Source organism: uncultured Imperialibacter sp. (assembly GCF_963974565.1).
In the GTDB taxonomy this organism is placed as follows: Bacteria; Bacteroidota; Bacteroidia; order Cytophagales; family Cyclobacteriaceae; genus Imperialibacter; species Imperialibacter roseus.
In genome coordinates this window covers 121,457-139,243 of sequence record NZ_CAXBCJ010000003.1, presented here as the reverse complement: position 1 = coordinate 139,243, position 17,787 = coordinate 121,457, and the positions used below count along the sequence as shown (strand labels likewise).

General features: G+C 45.7%; 13 protein-coding genes. 8 read left to right on the top strand and 5 right to left on the bottom strand.

What is annotated here, in order from left to right; translation table 11 throughout:
• The first annotated feature begins 2 nt into the window (after positions 1–2).
• Entirely contained in the window at positions 3–791 is a 789-nt protein-coding gene (locus AAC052_RS05610) for a rhomboid family intramembrane serine protease (RefSeq protein WP_339811600.1), read from the top strand.
• A 6-nt stretch (positions 792–797) separates the two neighbouring features.
• Positions 798–1,703, top strand: coding sequence for a rhomboid family intramembrane serine protease (locus tag AAC052_RS05605; protein ID WP_317488533.1), 906 nt, complete (start codon positions 798–800; stop codon positions 1,701–1,703).
• Positions 1,704–1,729: 26 nt separating this feature from the next.
• On the opposite strand, the gene rlmN is transcribed toward AAC052_RS05605, so the two are convergent.
• Entirely contained in the window at positions 1,730–2,773 is a 1,044-nt protein-coding gene (rlmN, locus tag AAC052_RS05600; protein WP_339811927.1) for a 23S rRNA (adenine(2503)-C(2))-methyltransferase RlmN, read from the bottom strand.
• Positions 2,774–3,154: 381 nt separating this feature from the next.
• Here rlmN and AAC052_RS05595 point away from each other — a divergent pair, with 381 nt between their 5' ends.
• From AAC052_RS05595 to AAC052_RS05575, 5 genes are all read left to right on the top strand, one after another.
• Positions 3,155–3,904, top strand: a complete 750-nt coding sequence (locus AAC052_RS05595) for a LytTR family DNA-binding domain-containing protein (protein ID WP_339811598.1) — start codon at positions 3,155–3,157, stop codon at positions 3,902–3,904.
• A gap of 209 nt (positions 3,905–4,113) precedes the next feature.
• Positions 4,114–4,851 carry an outer membrane beta-barrel protein gene (locus AAC052_RS05590; RefSeq protein ID WP_339811596.1) on the top strand — a complete coding sequence of 246 codons (738 nt, stop codon included), beginning with the start codon at positions 4,114–4,116 and terminating at the stop codon, positions 4,849–4,851.
• Positions 4,852–4,880: 29 nt separating this feature from the next.
• On the top strand, positions 4,881–7,205 hold the full coding sequence (locus tag AAC052_RS05585; RefSeq protein WP_339811594.1) for a carboxypeptidase-like regulatory domain-containing protein: 2,325 nt from the start codon (positions 4,881–4,883) through the stop codon (positions 7,203–7,205).
• A gap of 252 nt (positions 7,206–7,457) precedes the next feature.
• On the top strand, positions 7,458–7,985 hold the full coding sequence (locus AAC052_RS05580; RefSeq protein WP_339811592.1) for a TRAP transporter small permease subunit: 528 nt from the start codon (positions 7,458–7,460) through the stop codon (positions 7,983–7,985).
• Positions 7,978–9,297 (top strand): TRAP transporter large permease subunit, encoded by a 1,320-nt coding sequence (locus AAC052_RS05575; RefSeq protein WP_339811591.1) that lies wholly within the window; start codon positions 7,978–7,980, stop codon positions 9,295–9,297. The genes AAC052_RS05580 and AAC052_RS05575 overlap by 8 nt, the downstream gene beginning before the upstream one ends.
• 12 nt (positions 9,298–9,309) lie before the next feature.
• Here AAC052_RS05575 and AAC052_RS05570 read toward each other — a convergent pair whose 3' ends face one another.
• Positions 9,310–10,431, bottom strand: a complete 1,122-nt coding sequence (locus AAC052_RS05570) for a TRAP transporter substrate-binding protein (protein ID WP_339811589.1) — start codon at positions 10,429–10,431, stop codon at positions 9,310–9,312.
• Positions 10,421–11,191, bottom strand: a complete 771-nt coding sequence (locus AAC052_RS05565) for an ion transporter (protein ID WP_317488540.1) — start codon at positions 11,189–11,191, stop codon at positions 10,421–10,423. Before AAC052_RS05565 ends, AAC052_RS05570 begins: the two co-directional genes overlap by 11 nt.
• Before the next feature lie 195 nt (positions 11,192–11,386).
• Here AAC052_RS05565 and clpB point away from each other — a divergent pair, with 195 nt between their 5' ends.
• Complete coding sequence (gene clpB, locus AAC052_RS05560; RefSeq protein WP_317492376.1) at positions 11,387–13,999, top strand: ATP-dependent chaperone ClpB; 2,613 nt, start codon at positions 11,387–11,389, stop codon at positions 13,997–13,999.
• A gap of 222 nt (positions 14,000–14,221) precedes the next feature.
• Here clpB and secDF read toward each other — a convergent pair whose 3' ends face one another.
• Together secDF and AAC052_RS05550 are read right to left on the bottom strand one after the other, a co-directional pair.
• Complete coding sequence (gene secDF / locus AAC052_RS05555; RefSeq protein WP_317488541.1) at positions 14,222–17,209, bottom strand: protein translocase subunit SecDF; 2,988 nt, start codon at positions 17,207–17,209, stop codon at positions 14,222–14,224.
• Positions 17,210–17,371: 162 nt separating this feature from the next.
• Complete coding sequence (locus tag AAC052_RS05550; protein WP_317488542.1) at positions 17,372–17,782, bottom strand: hypothetical protein; 411 nt, start codon at positions 17,780–17,782, stop codon at positions 17,372–17,374.
• Positions 17,783–17,787: the final 5 nt, after the last annotated feature.

The window sequence follows — 17,787 nt, the reverse complement described above, 5'->3', positions numbered from 1 at the left end:
CTATGTTCAACCTGACACCCATGGTGAAAAACCTCCTGATAGTAAATCTGGTGGTGTTTTTTTTGGAAAGTATTTTAAAAATGGACTTCGCAGTCACATTTGGGCTGCGGTATATTCTGGCCGACTCATTTGCGCCATACCAGTTCATCACCTACATGTTTGTGCATGGCAGCTTTATGCACCTGTTTGGCAACATGTTTGCCCTGATCATATTCGGCAACATGCTGGAACGCTTTTGGGGGCCAAAGAGATTTCTTTTCTTTTATATGGTCACTGGCATAGGTGCTGGCCTTTTATACGCCACTATTGACTATATCGAAACTTCAGCTGTTTCAAATGATGCGATGGCCTACCTGGCCGACCCTGACCCTGAAGCTTTCAACCTTTTTGTGGTGCAGCATGCCAGCCAGTACTACGAAAGCCTGATTAGCTTTATCGATGCTTATGTAGAAAACCCAAACAACCCGGAGTATATCAGCCAAAGCAGAGTGTTTGTGCAGGATCTTATGGGAAGGATTGAAAACGTGCCCATGGTGGGAGCTTCTGGCGCTGTGTTTGGAATTTTGATGGCCTTTGGAATGCTGTTTCCCAATACGCAACTGTTTTTGTTATTCCCTCCCATACCCATCAAAGCAAAATATTTGGTATTTTTCTACGGAGCTTATGAATTGTATTCGGAGCTAAACCGTTCTCAGGGGGACAATGTCGCTCACCTGGCCCACCTGGGTGGTATGCTCATCGCATTTATAGTGATTAAATACTGGCAAAAAAACTCCAGCAAATTCTATTAGAAGACTATGTACGGAAACGGCGGACTTTTCGACGATTTTAAAAACGCCTGGAGCAGGCCTAACAATGGGCTAATCCAGCTCATCATGATCAATGTGATTATTTTTGTAGCGCTGATCATTTTCAAAGTGATATTGGTCTTGTCGGGCAACCCTGATGTCTATCAGATGATCCTTCGCCAGTTCATGTTACCTGCGTCCATCGATAGCTTCATCGTCAAACCGTGGACCCTGCTCACATATTTCTTTACCCACGAAGGCTTCTTCCACATTATCTTCAATATGCTTTTCCTTTTTTGGTTCGGGAAGATCATTGTAGAGTATCTCGGCGACCAGCGGGCCATTTCCATGTATGTGATTGGAGGCATCGTTGGAGGGCTCTTCTACATACTCATTTATAACCTTATCCCTTACTTTCACGAAAGAGTGGCTGGATCGGTCATGCTGGGAGCTTCCGCAGGTGTGTACGCCATTGTGGTAGGAGCCGCCACGTTTATGCCCAACTATACCTTTTTCCTGCTCTTTCTCGGGCCAGTCAAAATCAAATACATTGCCATCTTTTACATACTGCTGTCTTTTTCACAAACCATTGGTGCCAACGCTGGCGGCGAACTGGCTCACCTCGGAGGTGCTTTGATGGGTTTCATCTTTATTCGACAGCTCCAGCGAGGCAACGATATTGGAACGCCAGTTGTAAGTGTGATGGAATGGTTCAAAGGTTTATTCAAGCCCTCCCCAAAAATCAGGGTCACGCACAAAAGCACGAAATTCACCGGCACGAAGAAAGCTTCAGCGTCCAACACTAAATCTGATCAGGATGAAATTGATGCTATCCTCGACAAGATTTCGCACTCCGGCTATGAGAGCCTGAGCAAAGAAGAAAAGCAGAAGCTTTTCAACGCAAGCAAGAAATAGAAAATGTGGTTAATGTCAAGACCAGATTAGGCGGCGGGTTTGTCTTTGATGGCTAGCTGCCCGCAGGCTGCGTCGATATCTTTGCCTCTGCTGCGCCGCACATTCACCACCACACCCCTGTCTTCCAGGTAGGCCGAGAACTTATCAAGCGCTTCGGGGTCGGCATTTTTATAAGTTGCTTCTGCAATCGGATTGTACTCTATAATGTTCACCTTGCTGGGCACAGCCTTTGTAAACTGGAAAAGCTCTTCAGCATCCTTTAATGTGTCGTTGAAACTATAGAACATGATATACTCAAAAGTAATCTTGTTCTTCGTTTTCTGATAGAAATACTGCAAGGCCTCTTTCAATGCCTCCAATGTATTGGACTCATTGATGGGCATGATCTGGTTGCGCTTTTCATCGTTGGCGGCATGCAGTGACAACGCCAGGTTAAACTTCACCTCATCGTCGCCCAGCTTTTTGATCATTTTGGCAATGCCAGCCGTAGAAACCGTGATTCGTTTTGGCGACATGCCTAGCCCGTCAGGAGACGTAATATACTCTACCGACTTGAGCACATTGGCATAGTTGAGCAGCGGTTCGCCCATGCCCATGTACACTATATTAGTAAGAGGCACATTGTTGGCTTCCCTTGCCTGCCTGTCAATCATCACCACCTGATCGTAAATTTCTGCGGGATCCAAATTCCTTTTGCGCTCCATATAACCGGTGGCGCAAAACTTACAAGTCAATGAGCAGCCCACCTGCGAAGACACGCAAGCGGTCATCCGGTCATCGGCCGGGATAAGTACACCCTCAATCATGTGGCCGTCGTGCAGCCGGAAGCCAGATTTAATCGTTCCGTCTGAAGACATTTGCTTAGTGGCCGTGCTTACAGCCAAAATACTGAAATGCTCCTTCAGCATATCCCTTGTCTTCAACGACAGGTTGGTCATTTCATCAAAGGACGTAGCAGACTTTTTCCACAGCCATTCGCTCACCTGCTTGGCTCTGAAAGCAGGTTCTCCCCATGTTTTAAAAACATCGACAAGCTCTGATGAAGAAATTTTTCGAATATCTTGCACTATGTGTGGGTATTAAAGCTGTAAAGTTAACGACTATTAGTTGTTAAGTGACGCCGGTGGCAAGGGAATTTGGTTTTTGCCTAAGAAGAGGTGTTGCACTAAAATTAGAATTGAAAAAAATTGACCAGCTGATGCCTCCAGGTTTAACAACAATTTAGGCGGGTAACCCTATGTGGCTTCATGAAGTTCCTTCCACCTGTTTGATTGTATTAATGAACGCCATCACAGTTAGCAGGGATTCGATAGCTGTAACCACAGAAACTCTAAAGGAAGATGAAAATTGACCAATAAAACTTTCACGCTCCAACGAGTTGGCCCGGGCACAAAAGTTTCACTATTATTACCTTTCAATAAGTTTACTACATACTAACTGTTCAAAACTAGTTGGAAGCAATCATAGTTGACGACGAGGCCCCACTGCGAGAGGCACTAAAAGCTCTCTTAAAGGTTTCACACCCTGATATCCAAATCGCAGGTGAGGCAGACTCAGTTAGTACTGGATTTCAGGTGATCAGCAGTAAAAAACCTGACCTCGTTTTTTTGGACGTCGAGATTAATGAAGGCACAGCGTTTGACTTACTTTCAAAGTTTGAGACGATCGACTTCAAAATCATTTTTGTGACGGCGCACAATGAGTATGCCATCCGGGCTTTCAAATTCAGCGCTGTAGATTACCTGCTAAAACCAGTTGATCCAGGTGAACTCAATTTTGCAGTATCTAAAGCCAGAGAATCTCTAAAAGCCCATTTTGACAAGCTTTCTCTTAAGTTACTTCTGGAGAGTTCCAGAGATGAGCGGCTACCCAAAAGGGTACTGCTAAAGGATCATGATAGCATTCACCTGATCGAAACGGATGAGATTGTGCGGTGTGAGGCTGAAGGGAACTATACAAAGTTCTATTTAGCCAATGGCAAGTTCTTGCTTATTTCAAAGACGCTGAAAGATTTTGACAGCCTGTTCTCTTCAAATCAGTTTTTTCGTGCACACCAGTCTCACCTGGTCAATCTTAAGTTTTTTCTTCGCCTCGACAAAGCCGATGGAGGTTCGATCGTGCTGAAAGACGGTACGACCCTTCCGGTGGCTACAAGAAAAAAGGAGCATTTGATGGGAAAATTAGCGGCATACACAAAATAGCGAATACTAATTGATAAAGTACTTTTGCTAAAACTTGACTAACAAATAAAAAATTCCCTATTTCATGTCCCGTGTTTTTTGAACTTTTGGATTAGATAATGATAAAATACCTAGAAATGGGTATTTCCATCGAATTCGGTTGTGGTTACTTTTAGACTTTGGTCATCAAACAGAACTAAGTATTTAAACCATTCTTAACTATATAATATATGAGAAGTTTTGTTTCACGCTTAAGGCGTTTGCGAAGCACCCATTTAATATTTCTATTATGTGGGTTGTGGGTCCATGATGCGTCCGCACAGGATGATGGACTTAGTGCCTTTAGCCCTTTTCGCTATGGGGCGAAGGTTGGTGCGAACCTAAACCAGTTCAGCCAGACAGGCATGACACTTGATGTAAATGTTGGCGCAGTTGGCAACTATCAGGTGACAGAAATGATTGCCGTCCGGGGTGAGTTGCTGTACATGGGTATCGGTGGTGGCTTGGAGGACAGGACCGTTGATTATTCTGAAATCGAGGGAAATGTGTCTTCAATCACTTTTATGAACAGATCAGTGTCGATCAAAAATGCAGAACTGCCTGTGATGGCAGTAATCAGCATTCCAACATCGGGAAGCTCTGTTTCTCCAAAAATCCTGATTGGAGCCAGTTATGGTTATTCAGTGGCCTCATTTGAGACACGGGACAACTATTACAATTTTGCTAATGGCACCACAGGAATTCATTCCAACTCTCGTGAAAACATTACCAGCAGTATGCAAAGCCATCAGTTCGCTGGCCATGCTGGTTTCGCACTGGAGTATGACCTGGGCAATGGTAAATCCTTTTATCAGGAAATACGCTATCGCCATGGACTAGACAACATTAACATTTATTCAGGGTATCCTGGTACTGGAGGAAGACTTATTCCATCCACTCTCAGCATCAACTTTGGGTATTTCTTTTAAAGATTTAAAAAACAAACCTTCATAAAATCATGAAAACAATCAAACTCAATTTTTTACTCGTAATAATGGCGCTGGGTGTATTCACCTTCACGTCCTGCGAAGATGAATTCACAGAGGAAGACTTCCTCGACAAGCAAGCTGAGCTGGCTGCTTCGCAGCATAGCTTTGACCTTGAGAAACTTATTCTACAATATGAGCTCATGCGTGAGAATGACTCGCTGATGAGAGTGTTTCAAGCAGAATTGGCCAACGTCATCAGAGATGAAAACACTGAGGCATTACGTCAGGCAGGCCTTTTGTCGTCTTACACAGTGACGATCGAAAATCAGGGTGGTGTTCCATTGGAAGGCGTTACTGTTTCAGTGGGGGGAAGTAACCCTGCTGCTCGGGTTGATGCCGTGACTGACGCTACCGGTCAGGTGATTATCGAGGATATTGTAATCGGAGCCAGCCCAATTACCGTCACGGCACCTGGCTTCGTAGGGGTTTCTTATATTCTAGACCTTTACAACATCAACTACTATGAAGACTTCTTTGTTATTGGAGAGAGAGTTTATCCCCTGGGAAGACGTGAGACATCACGTATCACTTTGCTTTCAGCAGATGGGGCTAGCGGAACATTTGCAACAGTGAATGGCTCCGCAACAATTGAAACTGACCTTACTAACTCAGCTTCTGAAGTTCCACAAGATGTGACAATTGTGGCTTACCTTAATGGAACAGCTTACTCCGGTAGCGGTGTTTCTGGGTTCTTCAATTCATCTGTAACCATGTCTGATTTCAGGTTTATAGGTGAAGGAATCGGCTCAGCTGTTGTAGACAATACAACCGGGCGCTTTAGTATGGTTCTACCCGCAACTGAGGGAGGTATTTCATATTCACTAATGGTACCTGACGTAACAGCCGACCAAACTATTGTTATTGATACAAGAGACGACGTGCTTCTGGCTGCGCCTGAACTTGCTACCGTGCCAGCACGATACGGGCCTGTAAATGCCACTTCTTTCTCTCCAGCAATTTCTATCGCTGGTGCCAAAGCTGTATTCCCTGCACCCACGGGCGCTGGAAATGGCGCAAACTTGACGTTTACAGTGATACCTAGAGATTTGAATATCGGATTCACTATTGATGGCAATGCAGGTACTACTCCTAACTCTGGAAACGTTGAATTCGACATTATCAGTGACGGTGGTACTGTTCAGATTTCTCCCACAGCTGCTGTAGCAACTGCTACTACCCCTACCACACCAATTGCGCTTCAGACCTCTATTATTGGCGACCTTGATCTAACGGTTGCTGGTGGTGTTGGCTATACAATTGGTGGAGACTATGACATTACTATTGATGTACTTTCCGGCGCTACAGTCCTTCAGACTGTTACGGTAACTGAAACCGCAGTGGATGATGGTACTGGAAATGGCGTTCTGCCTACCATCGACGAAACAGGTGGAAATATCCTTACCGACGGCAGTGATAACCTTAACTCTTTCGGTGTAACTGGCTATCAGGTAACAGTAACTGAGGTAGCACCAGCTGTTGCGCCTACAACAGCCGCAACAATCACAGTTACTTGTGACTGTAGGGTAGATGCTATCCAAACGACTACTACAGGCGTTGGATATTCAGCCGGGATCACTGGAATAACTTTTGCTGGAGGTGGCACAGGAGCTGCTTTGCCAGTTGTAGACGTGGTAGCAACCGGGTTTGAATACACTATAGCTATCGACAATACTGGTATTACTGTACCCTACACTATTCTACCCGATGTAAACTGGTATAACACATCCGTTGCAAGCTTCCCAGACGCTAGCGCAACTGACACAGACGTAATCTCTTATACAGAGGCCGGAACAGGCTTGACAGGCAACCTTGACGATCTTCTTGGCATCGACGGCACAGGGAACCTGATCTTGACAAGAACAGTAACCAACTTGAGAACTGGAATCTCGTACGCTGCTCCCGTTCTTGAAATTGTCGAACCAATGGCGATGACAGCCTCTGCTAGCGTTGACATCAATTCAGACGGAACCATTGCAGGCTTATCTGATGAAGATGAAGGAATGGGTTATACTGGAGTCTTCGGAGTAACTATCATGCCAACACTGGCTACTTCACCCGGAACAGGTGCAGCAATCCAATTATTCGACTTCACAACACTTGGGACAGGCGAGGTTCAATGGGATGGTTCTTCATGGACTGTAACGGACAAAGGTTCTGGGTATATGCAAGAGTTGAACAACAGCGCTTTTGGAGCCTACTCCGGACCTACCAGCGTTTACGCCGTTTCTGGAGAAGTATTTGAGTTGACAGTTAAATATGGTTCAGGTGTGCGTTTGCAAAACGTGAATCAATGACTGGACGATGATCTTTAAACACTTAAACCCCGGCAGTTGCCGGGGTTTTTTTGTCTATACCTAGATAAGTCAGACTAAAGGATAATAGTCTGACCATTACTAACTAGCTTTTTTTGGCACGGTACCTCAATGAGGCCTACCCCAAGACACAAATCGCCCAATATCCGCCTCACAAACCATTTTCCCACTCTTGTGCAAATCTGACCTTGCTCTTAAAAAGGAAAACCATATCTTCATTCCACAAAAGTTGATATGCACCTACTTACCCTTATTTCGGAAAGGATTGATGCGCTGAATGAATACACGGGGCGCCTTATCTCCTGGCTAGCCGGCATCATGGTCGTTGTCTTTTGCTTCGACGTGGCAATGAGGTATATCTTTAATGTCAGCTTTGCTTCTGTATTTGAGCTGGAATGGCATTTTTTTGCAGCCATTTTTTTAATTGGAGCAGGTTACACACTCAAGCATGACAAGCATGTTAGGGTCGATGTATTTTATGGGGAAATGTCGCCTAAGAAACAGGCCTACGTCAACTTACTCGGAGTATTGCTCTTTCTTCTGCCAACATGTGTAGTGATCATCAAGACCTCCCTGCTTTTTGTTTACAATTCCTGGATCATCAGAGAAAATTCTCCTGACCCGGGTGGTCTTCCAGCTCGTTACATTATTAAAGCCTTCATCCCCATTGGCTTCTCTCTTTTGTTTTTACAAGGCACTTCACTCGCTCTTAAATCATTGATCACCATCGTGAACCCCTCAAAATCCGAAGATCATGAATGAGATTTGGGCGCTCGTACTCTTCGGTCTGATATTTATTTTCATTCTCTGGGGTTTTCCTGTTGCCTTCACGCTAGGAGGCCTCTCTGTAATTTTTGGTCTAATATTCTTTGATGCCGACTTCTTTTACCTGGTTGCCCTTCGTATTTATGGCACCATGAACAATTTTGTTCTAATAGCTGTGCCGTTGTTCGTTTTTATGGGAATTATGCTGGAGAAATCTGGCTTGGCAGAGAGCCTGCTTGAAACAATGGCGCTCATTTTTGGCAAGTTCAAAGGTGGTCTTGCCGTCGCCGTTGTGCTGGTGGGGGCCATGCTGGCAGCTTCTACAGGCATAGTTGGGGCCACGGTTATTACGATGGGGCTAATTAGCTTACCAACCATGCTCAAGCGGGGATTTAGCCCTGAGCTGGCCACTGGCACCATTGCTTCAGCTGGCACGTTAGGACAAATCATCCCACCATCAGTGGTTTTGGTGTTGCTGGGCAGCGTGCTCAACGTATCGGTTGGAGACCTCTTCACTGCAGCAGTAGTACCCGGTGTTGCCCTGGTTTTTTGCTACCTGGCTTTTATTGTAGGATACGCCATTGTGAAACCGAACAAAGCACCCGGCATGCCCGAAGAAGAAATCAGGGCTTTCAGGGAAAGGGGAATAACGGGGCAGGTTATTAAAGCTTTCGTGCTTCCTCTCCTGCTTATTGTAGCTGTGCTGGGCTCCATTTTTGCGGGCATAGCCTCGCCAACTGAGGCGGCAGGAGTTGGCGCCCTTGGAGCGACTTTGCTCACCATTATGTCTGGCAAGTTCAACCTTGACGTGTTGAAAGGGGTGATGAGGGAAACGACACACCTCACCACGATGGTCTTTACCATTCTCATTGGAGCTACGGCTTTCTCTTTGGTTTTCAGAGCATTGGGAGGCGATCGCTTCCTTATTCAACTCATCGAAAATTCCGACTTGTCGGTGAATGCATTCCTGTTTGTAGTGATGCTCGCTGTATTTGTCGCTGGATTCTTCATCGACTTTATAGAGATCATCTTCATCATAGTGCCAGTGGTGGCGCCAATATTTGCTAAGCTGGGCGTTGACCTCGTTTGGGTGGGGATATTGTTGGCGCTCAATCTGCAAACTTCCTTCCTCACACCACCTTTTGGTTTCTCACTTTTCTACCTGAAAGGGGTGGCGCCAAAACACATCACCACCGGGCAATTATATCGAGGAATTGTTCCTTTCGTCTTGATACAACTGGCGTTTCTTCTGCTGGTAGTTCTTTTTCCAGAGATTATCTCTTTTCTACCGAATCTGCTCAAAAAATAGTCAACAACAGCTCTACTGACCTAGCACATCATTATAAAAAGCTCGTTCGCTAATGTCGGACCAGGGTTTGATTTGATCTCGAAACGCTGTAAAGCTGTCGTATACTTTTTTAATAATAGGATCGCCTTGAGCCATATCGCCAAGCATCACATCACTTATTTTCTTTAGTTCCCTCAAAATCACATCAGGAAGTTTTCTGATATCCGTTCCCTCTTCCTCCCGGAGCTTTTTAAGGTACAAACTGTTCTTTGCGTCAAACTCAGCAAGCATCCATTCATTGAGCTTCGATGCTCCAGCCCTTACTATCTCTTTCAGGTCTGTTGGAAGCGCCTCAAATTTGTCTTTGTTCACCATTTGCTCCAGTACAGAGCCTGGCTCATGCCAGCCAGGGTAGTAGTAGTGCTTAGCCACTCGTTGAAACCCCATGAGGTAGTCATGATAGGGACCAATCCATTCGGCCGCATCGATCACTCCCCTTTCCAGATTGGTGTAAATTTCGCCCCCAGCCTGTAGCACCGACGTGCCGCCAGCCTCCGACAACACCTTTCCTCCCAGCCCGGGAATCCTCATTTTCAGTCCTTTCAGGTCATCCATGGTATTGAGCTCCCTGTTGAACCAGCCCGCCATTTGCACGCCGGTATTCCCAGCAATCATTGGCAGCAGTCTGAAGGGTTCATACAGCTCCTCCCATAGCGCAATAGATCCGCTGCTTATGATCCATGCATTCATCTGCTGGGCGTTCATACCAAAAGGAACCGCTGCGAAAAACTGCGCAGCCTGTACCTTGCCCGCCCAGTAATAGGAAGCACCATGGCCTATCTCAACAGCACCGCTGCTTACGGCATCAAACACTTCCAACGACGGAACCAGCTCCCCTCCACCATAGACTTTTATTTTAAGGCGCCCGCCACTCATGGTTTCCACCCATTTCGCCATCATGACGCAACCCTCACCTACCACCGGGAAGTTTGGCGGCCAGGTAGTGACCATTTTCCACTCAAACAACTTGTTGAAATTGATATATGGCGTTTCGAGCTGCTTTTTTTCCTCTGTGCAGGCAGAAAGCAACCCCACAGTTCCACCGGCCAAGCCCAATCCCCCTTTTGCTAAAAACTCCCGTCTGTTAATTTCCATTCCTTTGGGATTTGGACAACTCCTCCAATTTTTCGGTGAGGGCATCTAGTTTTTTTTCTACTTGCATCAACTTGTCATGTACCCTATTGACGTTCACCTGAATGTCTTCATCTTCAATAAAATAGTCAGTAATCGTCGCAATCATGGTAGCACCAATAATCATCCCGGCAAAAATCAACACAACAGAAAGCACCTTCCCTTCGGGAGTGACGGGTGGAATATCCTGCAGAAAGCCAACTGTCATCGTCGTAATAGTAGTCCACCATAACGAGTCAGTAAAGGTGGAAATATGAGGGTTAGAGTCTCGCTCGGCATGGTAGAAACTGATCGTGAAAAGCAACACGACAACTACATTGAGAATGACCACATTCCGAAAGGTGCTAAAGGAAGTTTTTCGGTTAAAAAACTGGAAAACGTACTTTGCAGACCGGAGAACTCTTAAAAGCTTGAAAATTTTAAAGATCCTCGCCGCCCGGAGAAATCCAACAGTCGGTATGGACGCAACAAAGTCTACCCAGTTGTTGGCAACAAACCTCCACTTGTTCTCCGCTTTCCAAAGTCCGTTGAAAAAATCGTATAAGAAAATCATACATATGCCGAAATCGACATAATATGTTATATCGTCCACCAGGGGAGTATACTCTGTGACTGAACTCACGTATAACTCCACCACCACATACAAAGACAGCCAAAGCAAAACTTTTTCAAATTTCGTCGCCTTTGGTGGCTGCTCTAAATTATCCTCTGCTACCGATTCCATTCAAGATTTCTATTTCGACCTGAAAATAAGAAATAAAGAATGGAATTGGTATTACATTTTGATGAAGCTTGAGTGCGCCAAATTGTCTGAAAAGTCTGTGATCGATCTTGTTTCCCTGTCATTTTGACCTAAAAATAATCCAATTACCTCATGGATCGGTATTTGCCCTACCGACAGGGAGCAAAGAAAAAGGAAATGAACTTTAATAACTATACCATCAAATCGCAGGAGGCTGTGCAAAAGGCAGCCGAAGTCGCACAAAGTTATGAGCAGCAAGCCATAGAGCCAGCACATATACTCAAAGCAATCATGTCGACAGATGAGAATGTTATGCCTTTTCTTTTGAAGAAATTAGGTATCAACAAACAAAACCTGGATGACAAAATTGAAGAAACAATAAATTCGTACCCCAAAGTCTCAGGATCGCAGCCCTATCTCTCTAATGAAGCAGCGGCGGCCCTGCAGAAGGCTACGGGCTATCTCAAAGAGTTTGGTGACGAATTTGTGGCCGTTGAGCACATCATTCTTGGGTTGCTGAGCAGCAAAGACAAAATTGCTACAGTCATGAAGTCGGCCGGGTTTGCAGAGAAGGAAATGAAGCTGGCCATCAAGGAACTCAGGGGTGGCAACTCTGTGACAGATCAAAACGCTGAAGCAAAATATAAGTCGCTGGAGAGGTATTCAAAAAACCTTAATGAAATGGCCCGCCAGGGCAAGATCGATCCGGTTATCGGACGAGACGAAGAGATCCGAAGGGTGCTGCAAATCCTTTCCAGAAGGACTAAGAATAATCCAATACTATTGGGTGAGCCAGGTGTGGGTAAAACAGCTATTGTTGAAGGGATGGCCCAAAGAATTGTTGACGGTGACGTGCCTGAAAACCTGAAGGAGAAAGTCCTTATCTCTCTGGATATGGGTCTACTTGTGGCTGGCGCCAAATACAAGGGTGAGTTTGAAGAGCGGCTAAAAGCAGTGATCAAAGAAGTGATCGACAGCGATGGGGAAATTATCCTCTTCATAGACGAAATACATACGCTCGTTGGCGCTGGTGGAGGAGGCGAAGGGGCCATGGACGCCGCCAACCTGCTGAAGCCCGCACTGGCACGAGGAGAGCTCCATGCCATCGGGGCCACTACGTTAAAAGAGTATCAAAAGTATATCGAAAAAGACAAGGCTCTTGAAAGGAGGTTCCAGGCAGTGGTTGTGGATGAGCCTTCCGTAGTGGACGCCATATCGATACTCCGGGGCATTAAGGACAAATACGAGCTGCACCACGGGGTCCGGATAAAAGACGACGCTGTGATAGCCGCCGTTGAGCTTTCAAGCAGGTATATCTCTGACAGGTTTCTGCCCGACAAGGCTATAGACCTAATGGATGAAGCTGCTTCAAAACTTCGGATTGAAATTGATTCTCTTCCTGAGGAACTGGATGAGTTGAACAGGCGCATTATGCAGCTGGAAATCGAAAGGGAGGCCATTCGGCGGGAAAAAGACAGGGAGAAGGAAAAAGAGCTTTCAAGAACGATTGCCGACTTAAGCGAGCAAAGAGATGCACTGAAGGCCAGGTGGCAGCATGAAAAGTCTGTTATTCAAGGCATTCAGCACGAAAAGGAAGCCATTGAAAAATACAAGCTGGAGGCAGAGCAAGCCGAAAGAAGTGGCGACTATGGGAGGGTAGCCGAGATTCGCTATGGAAAAATTGTGGAGAGTGAAGATAAGCTGAAGAAATTCCAGGAGCAGCTAAAGGAACTTCAGGGAGGAAACTCGCTATTGAAAGAAGAAGTGGAAGCCGAGGACATTGCTGAAATAGTGGGTAAATGGACGGGCATACCCGTGAGCAAAATGCTTCAAAGCGATCGGGAGAAACTTTTGAAGCTGGAAGAAGAGCTTGGAAAAAGAGTGGCCGGACAAACTGAGGCCATTGAGGCAGTGGCAGACGCTGTGAGGCGAAGCCGGGCTGGTCTTCAGGATCCTAAGCGGCCCATAGGCTCCTTTATCTTTATGGGTACAACTGGTGTTGGTAAGACTGAACTGGCAAAGGCGCTGGCCGAATACCTGTTCAACGACGACAACGCTATGGTAAGAATAGACATGAGTGAGTACCAGGAACGCCATGCTGTGAGCAGGCTGATTGGAGCCCCTCCAGGATATGTGGGTTACGATGAGGGCGGTCAACTGACAGAGGCGGTGAGAAGAAAACCTTACTCAGTCATCCTTCTGGATGAAATTGAGAAGGCACACCCCGATGTCTTTAACATCCTGTTGCAAGTGCTTGACGATGGAAGGCTTACCGACAACAAAGGAAGAGTGGCTAATTTTAAGAACACCATCATTATCATGACCACCAATATTGGTTCTGGCATTATTCAGGATGCATTCGACACCATGGACGACTCGAACAGAGAGGCTACTTTGGCGGAAGTGAAAAAGAACGTGTTTGACCTGCTGAAAAAGTCTGTGAGGCCAGAGTTCCTCAACAGGATCGACGAGACCATTCTTTTCGAGCCACTGAATAAGAAGGACATCAGGAAAATTGTCGAAATCCAGTTTAAGCTGATTCAGAAAAGACTTGAAGAAAATGGTATAAAACTAGAGGCTTCGGCAGACGTACTGGATTACCTTGGAGAAATGGGCTTTGATCCTCAGTTTGGTGCCAGGCCCTTAAAGAGAGTGATGCAAAGATTGATTCTCAACGAGCTGTCGAAGCAGATTCTTGCTGGGAAGGTACAAAAGGACTCAGTCATTGGCGTGTCGCTCAATGACAACCGGGAGATTGAGTTTATCAACCTGGATGAAGTCAAGATTTAGCCGTGGTTCATCTGAAATAAAAAAAGCAAAGGGAAGTCAGTTAAGAGCTGCTTCCCTTTTTATATAATTCTTATAGCTGGATCAAAAGACCTTGAAGATCTATACAAAGGTACCCAGCTCAATTTGAACTAAACGATCAGCATCCGCTTGCATCTTTCTCAAGTAAGAAAATTAAAAAAGGAGCACATTTCTGCACTCCTTCTTTCAGTGATTGTTACACTTTTACTTCTTTTTCTTCTCAAAGTCTAAAACAACCGGCGTTGCAATAAACAACGAAGAGTATGTTCCTATCAAAATACCAATCAATAGCGTAAAAGAGAATCCTTTGAGGACTGCTCCACCAAACAAGAAAAGAATCAACACCACAAACAGAGTGGTTGCAGAGGTGATAGTTGTTCTGCTTATTGTTTCGTTTAGCGCCAGGTTAAACACTGTTTTGTTATCGCTTGATGGTCTCAATTGCATATTCTCCCTCACCCTGTCAAACACCACAACGGTGTCGTTAATTGAGTAACCGATCAACGTCAGCATGGCTGCTATAAACACTTGATCAACCTCGAAGGAAACGCCGAACAAGTTCGCAATTGCCAAAGCCGCCAATACAAAGAGTACGTCGTGGAACAGGGCCACCAGGGCGCCCAGGCCAAATTGCCACTTCCTGAATCGTATCAGTATATAAAGGAAGATTGTGATAAGAGCAAAAATCACAGACTCCGTGGACGAAGCCTTTATGTCATCTGCAATCGTTGCACCTACTTTCGAGGAGCTCGAAATTGTAAAGTGTGTATCGTCCACTTTACTATCGTCTTCGGTGTATTGCAAACCAGTGATGCTGCTCACGCCGCTGATCAAAGCTTCCCTCACTTGCAAGTCGGCTTCATCCGATTCGTTGTTGATCAAAAAGCTCGTAGTAATTTTCAGTACATTGTCACCACCGTACCACTTCACTTCTGTGCTCTGTCCATCAAAGGAGTCTGACAGCTTCACTTTCATTTCTGACGGGGTTTGCGGAGAAGCGAACGACACAATATAAGAGCGCCCGCCTGTGAAGTCGACACCCATGCTTAAGCCGCCTTTTATAATGAAAGCAACTATACCCAACACGATAAACGAGCCAGAGAAAATATAGGCCAACCGTCTTTTTCCTATGAAATCTATTTTTGTATCCTGTAAGAAGTTCTTCGAAAGTGCTGAATCAAAGCTAATCTTACTTTCTTCGCCCTTCTTAGACCACCATTCCACGATTACCCTTGTAATGAATACGGCCGAGAAGAATGAACAAACGATACCAATCATCAGTGTGATGGCAAAGCCTTTCACAGGTCCTTGCCCCAGGGTGTAAAGGATAAGGCCTGTCAGGAAAGTGGTAGCGTTGGAGTCAATGATAGAGCTGTAAGCCTTTTCATAACCCCCTGAGATTGCCTGCTTGATTGAGGCGCCACCTCTTAGCTCCTCACGAATCCTTTCGAAGATCAACACGTTAGCGTCAATCGCCATACCGATGGTAAGCACTATACCCGCAATACCCGGCAGGGTGAGCGAGGCACTGAGCTGGGCCAAAATACCGAGTATGAAGAACACGTTGAAGGCAAGTGCCAGGTTGGCAATGAAGCCACCCTTGGCATAATACGCCACCATGAAGATGATTACTATGGCCAAGCCAGCCACAATTGATATGATTCCCTGCTGCTGAGCCTCTTTACCAAGAGTAGGCCCTATCACTACGTCTTCCACGATAGTCGTGGGTGCTGGAAGTGTACCGGCCTTCAGTACATTGGCCAAATCCTTGGCTTCCTCCAGCGTAAATGTGCCGGTAATTGAAGAGCTACCATTAGGTATTTCACCCTGCACCATGGGCGCTGAATAAACGTAATTGTCAAGCACAATGGCAATGCGGCGATTGATGTTTTCGCTGGTAAGCTTTCTCCAGGCTTTGGCTCCGGTAGCATTCATTTGCATGCTTACTGCCGGGCGGGCGCTTTGGTCCAGATCCTGACGGGCGTCTGTGATTACTTCGCCGGTAAGAGGGGCTCTGCCACCTCTGCTTGTTTTAACTGCGTAAAGCTCCAGAAGTTCCTCGGTTGAAAATTCGTCGATTTTCGTAGGTTTTACTGCCCAAAGAAATTTCATCGTCGAAGGAATCATACCCTGCACATCTTTGCGTTCAAATATGCGGTTGATTTTGGCAGTGTCCTTCACATCATACATCAGTCCATAACCACCTTTCATCAAGCTGAAAAGCGGTGACTGCCCACTCGACAGCGATGATATATCTGAAGTGTCTGACTCCAACTGTGCAGCCAAATCTGTTGAATCGTCAGCTGTTGAATCAGAAAGCAAGCCAGCCAGGTCATTTGATGCAGTGGCTGCCTCTGAGGCACTCGAGTCCGGGTAAACAGTTATTTCGGCATTCTTTGCTTTCTCATCGTCAACAACGAGCTGATTGATAGCCGAAAGTGTGTTGAAAATATCATTCACTTCATTTACTTCCCAAAACTCAAGCTGAGCAACACCCTGCAAAAGCTTCCGTACCCTTTCAGGGTTGTCAACTCCTGGTAATTCTATCTGAATGCGGCCCGTGCCTGGCAGTCTCTGAATATTGGGCTGAGACGTTCCAAACCTGTCGATACGTGTGCGCAGAATCTGAAAAGAACGATCAATTGCATTTTCTACCTCGAAATTGATGATTTCAAGCACCTCTTCGTCCGTAGACTGGAGGCTGATTCGACCTCTGTTAGCTGCGTTGGCGAAAATATAGCTCAGCTTTTGGCCGGGAGCATTCCGCTGATAGGCAGCGTAGAACTCGGGAACAAAGCTAGCCTGAGACGTCAGGGTTACTTGTCTCGCCTCATTCAGCGATGTGATGAAAGCCGGATCCTTGCTATCACCGCTTAGCCCCTTTACAATCTCAATCGGCGACACCTCAAGGGTTACGTGCATCCCGCCCTGAAGGTCGAGACCAAGGTTCAATTCAGTCTCCTTTATTTCTTTGTAAGTAAATTCAATACCCAAAAAGTTATAGACCGGCTCATTCCAGATCGAATCCAGGTATTGTTGTTTTTTGGTAAAATCAATCGTTCCAGAGGCGTCGGTCGCATACTGGTCAGCCTTGCTCTGCACTCCCTTCGACACGAATGTGAAGGAGAGGTAGTAGATACACAATAAGGAAACAACTACGGTAAGTAGTATTATTCCACCTTTATTTTTCATGAGTGTTATGTTTATTTTTCAGTAGTTTATTAAATAACTCATCATCGTGCTGCACAAAAATCTTCTGTGATTTTACGACATCGCCCTTAAGATTATGTCGTGGCAGTGCGTTTAATGAGGTTATAGACAGGCCAGAATTGGCCTTGCAGGAAAAGCGCTCCTCTAAGGAGCGTTGGCAGCGATAATATCTGTGAAGAGTACCCTAAAATACTCCCAACCGGCTTTATACAACTGCTGCGGAATCTCCGCCTTGAATTCAGGTAAATCAATGTCGAACGACTCCCAAACAATGGGACTATAGGTCACATGCAGTTGGATTCCCTGCGAAACAGCCTGGATCTTGTATACCGTCTTTTGCGAATCGGTACTATTGTCGGCCTTACGGGGAGCCTCAAAATGCAAATTGTCGTTGTCTCCCTGGGTTTGAGCAACTTCACTTTTGTCAACGTCAGCATCAATAGAAGTTAAGCTGAACTGAAAAACCGACGTGCATGCCACTACGACGGCAGCCAGTAGACCCACTGCCAGCGTGATGCTTTTCTTCTTGCTTAATATTTTCAACTGAGTTTTCATGAAGA

What these genes read in the sequence shown, in the direction of transcription:
- AAC052_RS05610 (WP_339811600.1), top strand. Translation starts at nt 3, where the DNA reads ATGTTCAACCTGACACCCATGGTGAAAAACCTCCTGATAGTAAATCTG.
- AAC052_RS05605 (WP_317488533.1), top strand. Translation starts at nt 798, where the DNA reads ATGTACGGAAACGGCGGACTTTTCGACGATTTTAAAAACGCCTGGAGC.
- AAC052_RS05590 (WP_339811596.1), top strand. Translation starts at nt 4,114, where the DNA reads ATGAGAAGTTTTGTTTCACGCTTAAGGCGTTTGCGAAGCACCCATTTA.
- AAC052_RS05585 (WP_339811594.1), top strand. Translation starts at nt 4,881, where the DNA reads ATGAAAACAATCAAACTCAATTTTTTACTCGTAATAATGGCGCTGGGT.
- AAC052_RS05580 (WP_339811592.1), top strand. Translation starts at nt 7,458, where the DNA reads ATGCACCTACTTACCCTTATTTCGGAAAGGATTGATGCGCTGAATGAA.
- AAC052_RS05575 (WP_339811591.1), top strand. Translation starts at nt 7,978, where the DNA reads ATGAATGAGATTTGGGCGCTCGTACTCTTCGGTCTGATATTTATTTTC.
- AAC052_RS05570 (WP_339811589.1), bottom strand. Translation starts at nt 10,431, where the DNA reads ATGGAAATTAACAGACGGGAGTTTTTAGCAAAAGGGGGATTGGGCTTG.
- AAC052_RS05565 (WP_317488540.1), bottom strand. Translation starts at nt 11,191, where the DNA reads ATGGAATCGGTAGCAGAGGATAATTTAGAGCAGCCACCAAAGGCGACG.
- clpB (WP_317492376.1), top strand. Translation starts at nt 11,387, where the DNA reads ATGAACTTTAATAACTATACCATCAAATCGCAGGAGGCTGTGCAAAAG.
- secDF (WP_317488541.1), bottom strand. Translation starts at nt 17,209, where the DNA reads ATGAAAAATAAAGGTGGAATAATACTACTTACCGTAGTTGTTTCCTTA.
- AAC052_RS05550 (WP_317488542.1), bottom strand. Translation starts at nt 17,782, where the DNA reads ATGAAAACTCAGTTGAAAATATTAAGCAAGAAGAAAAGCATCACGCTG.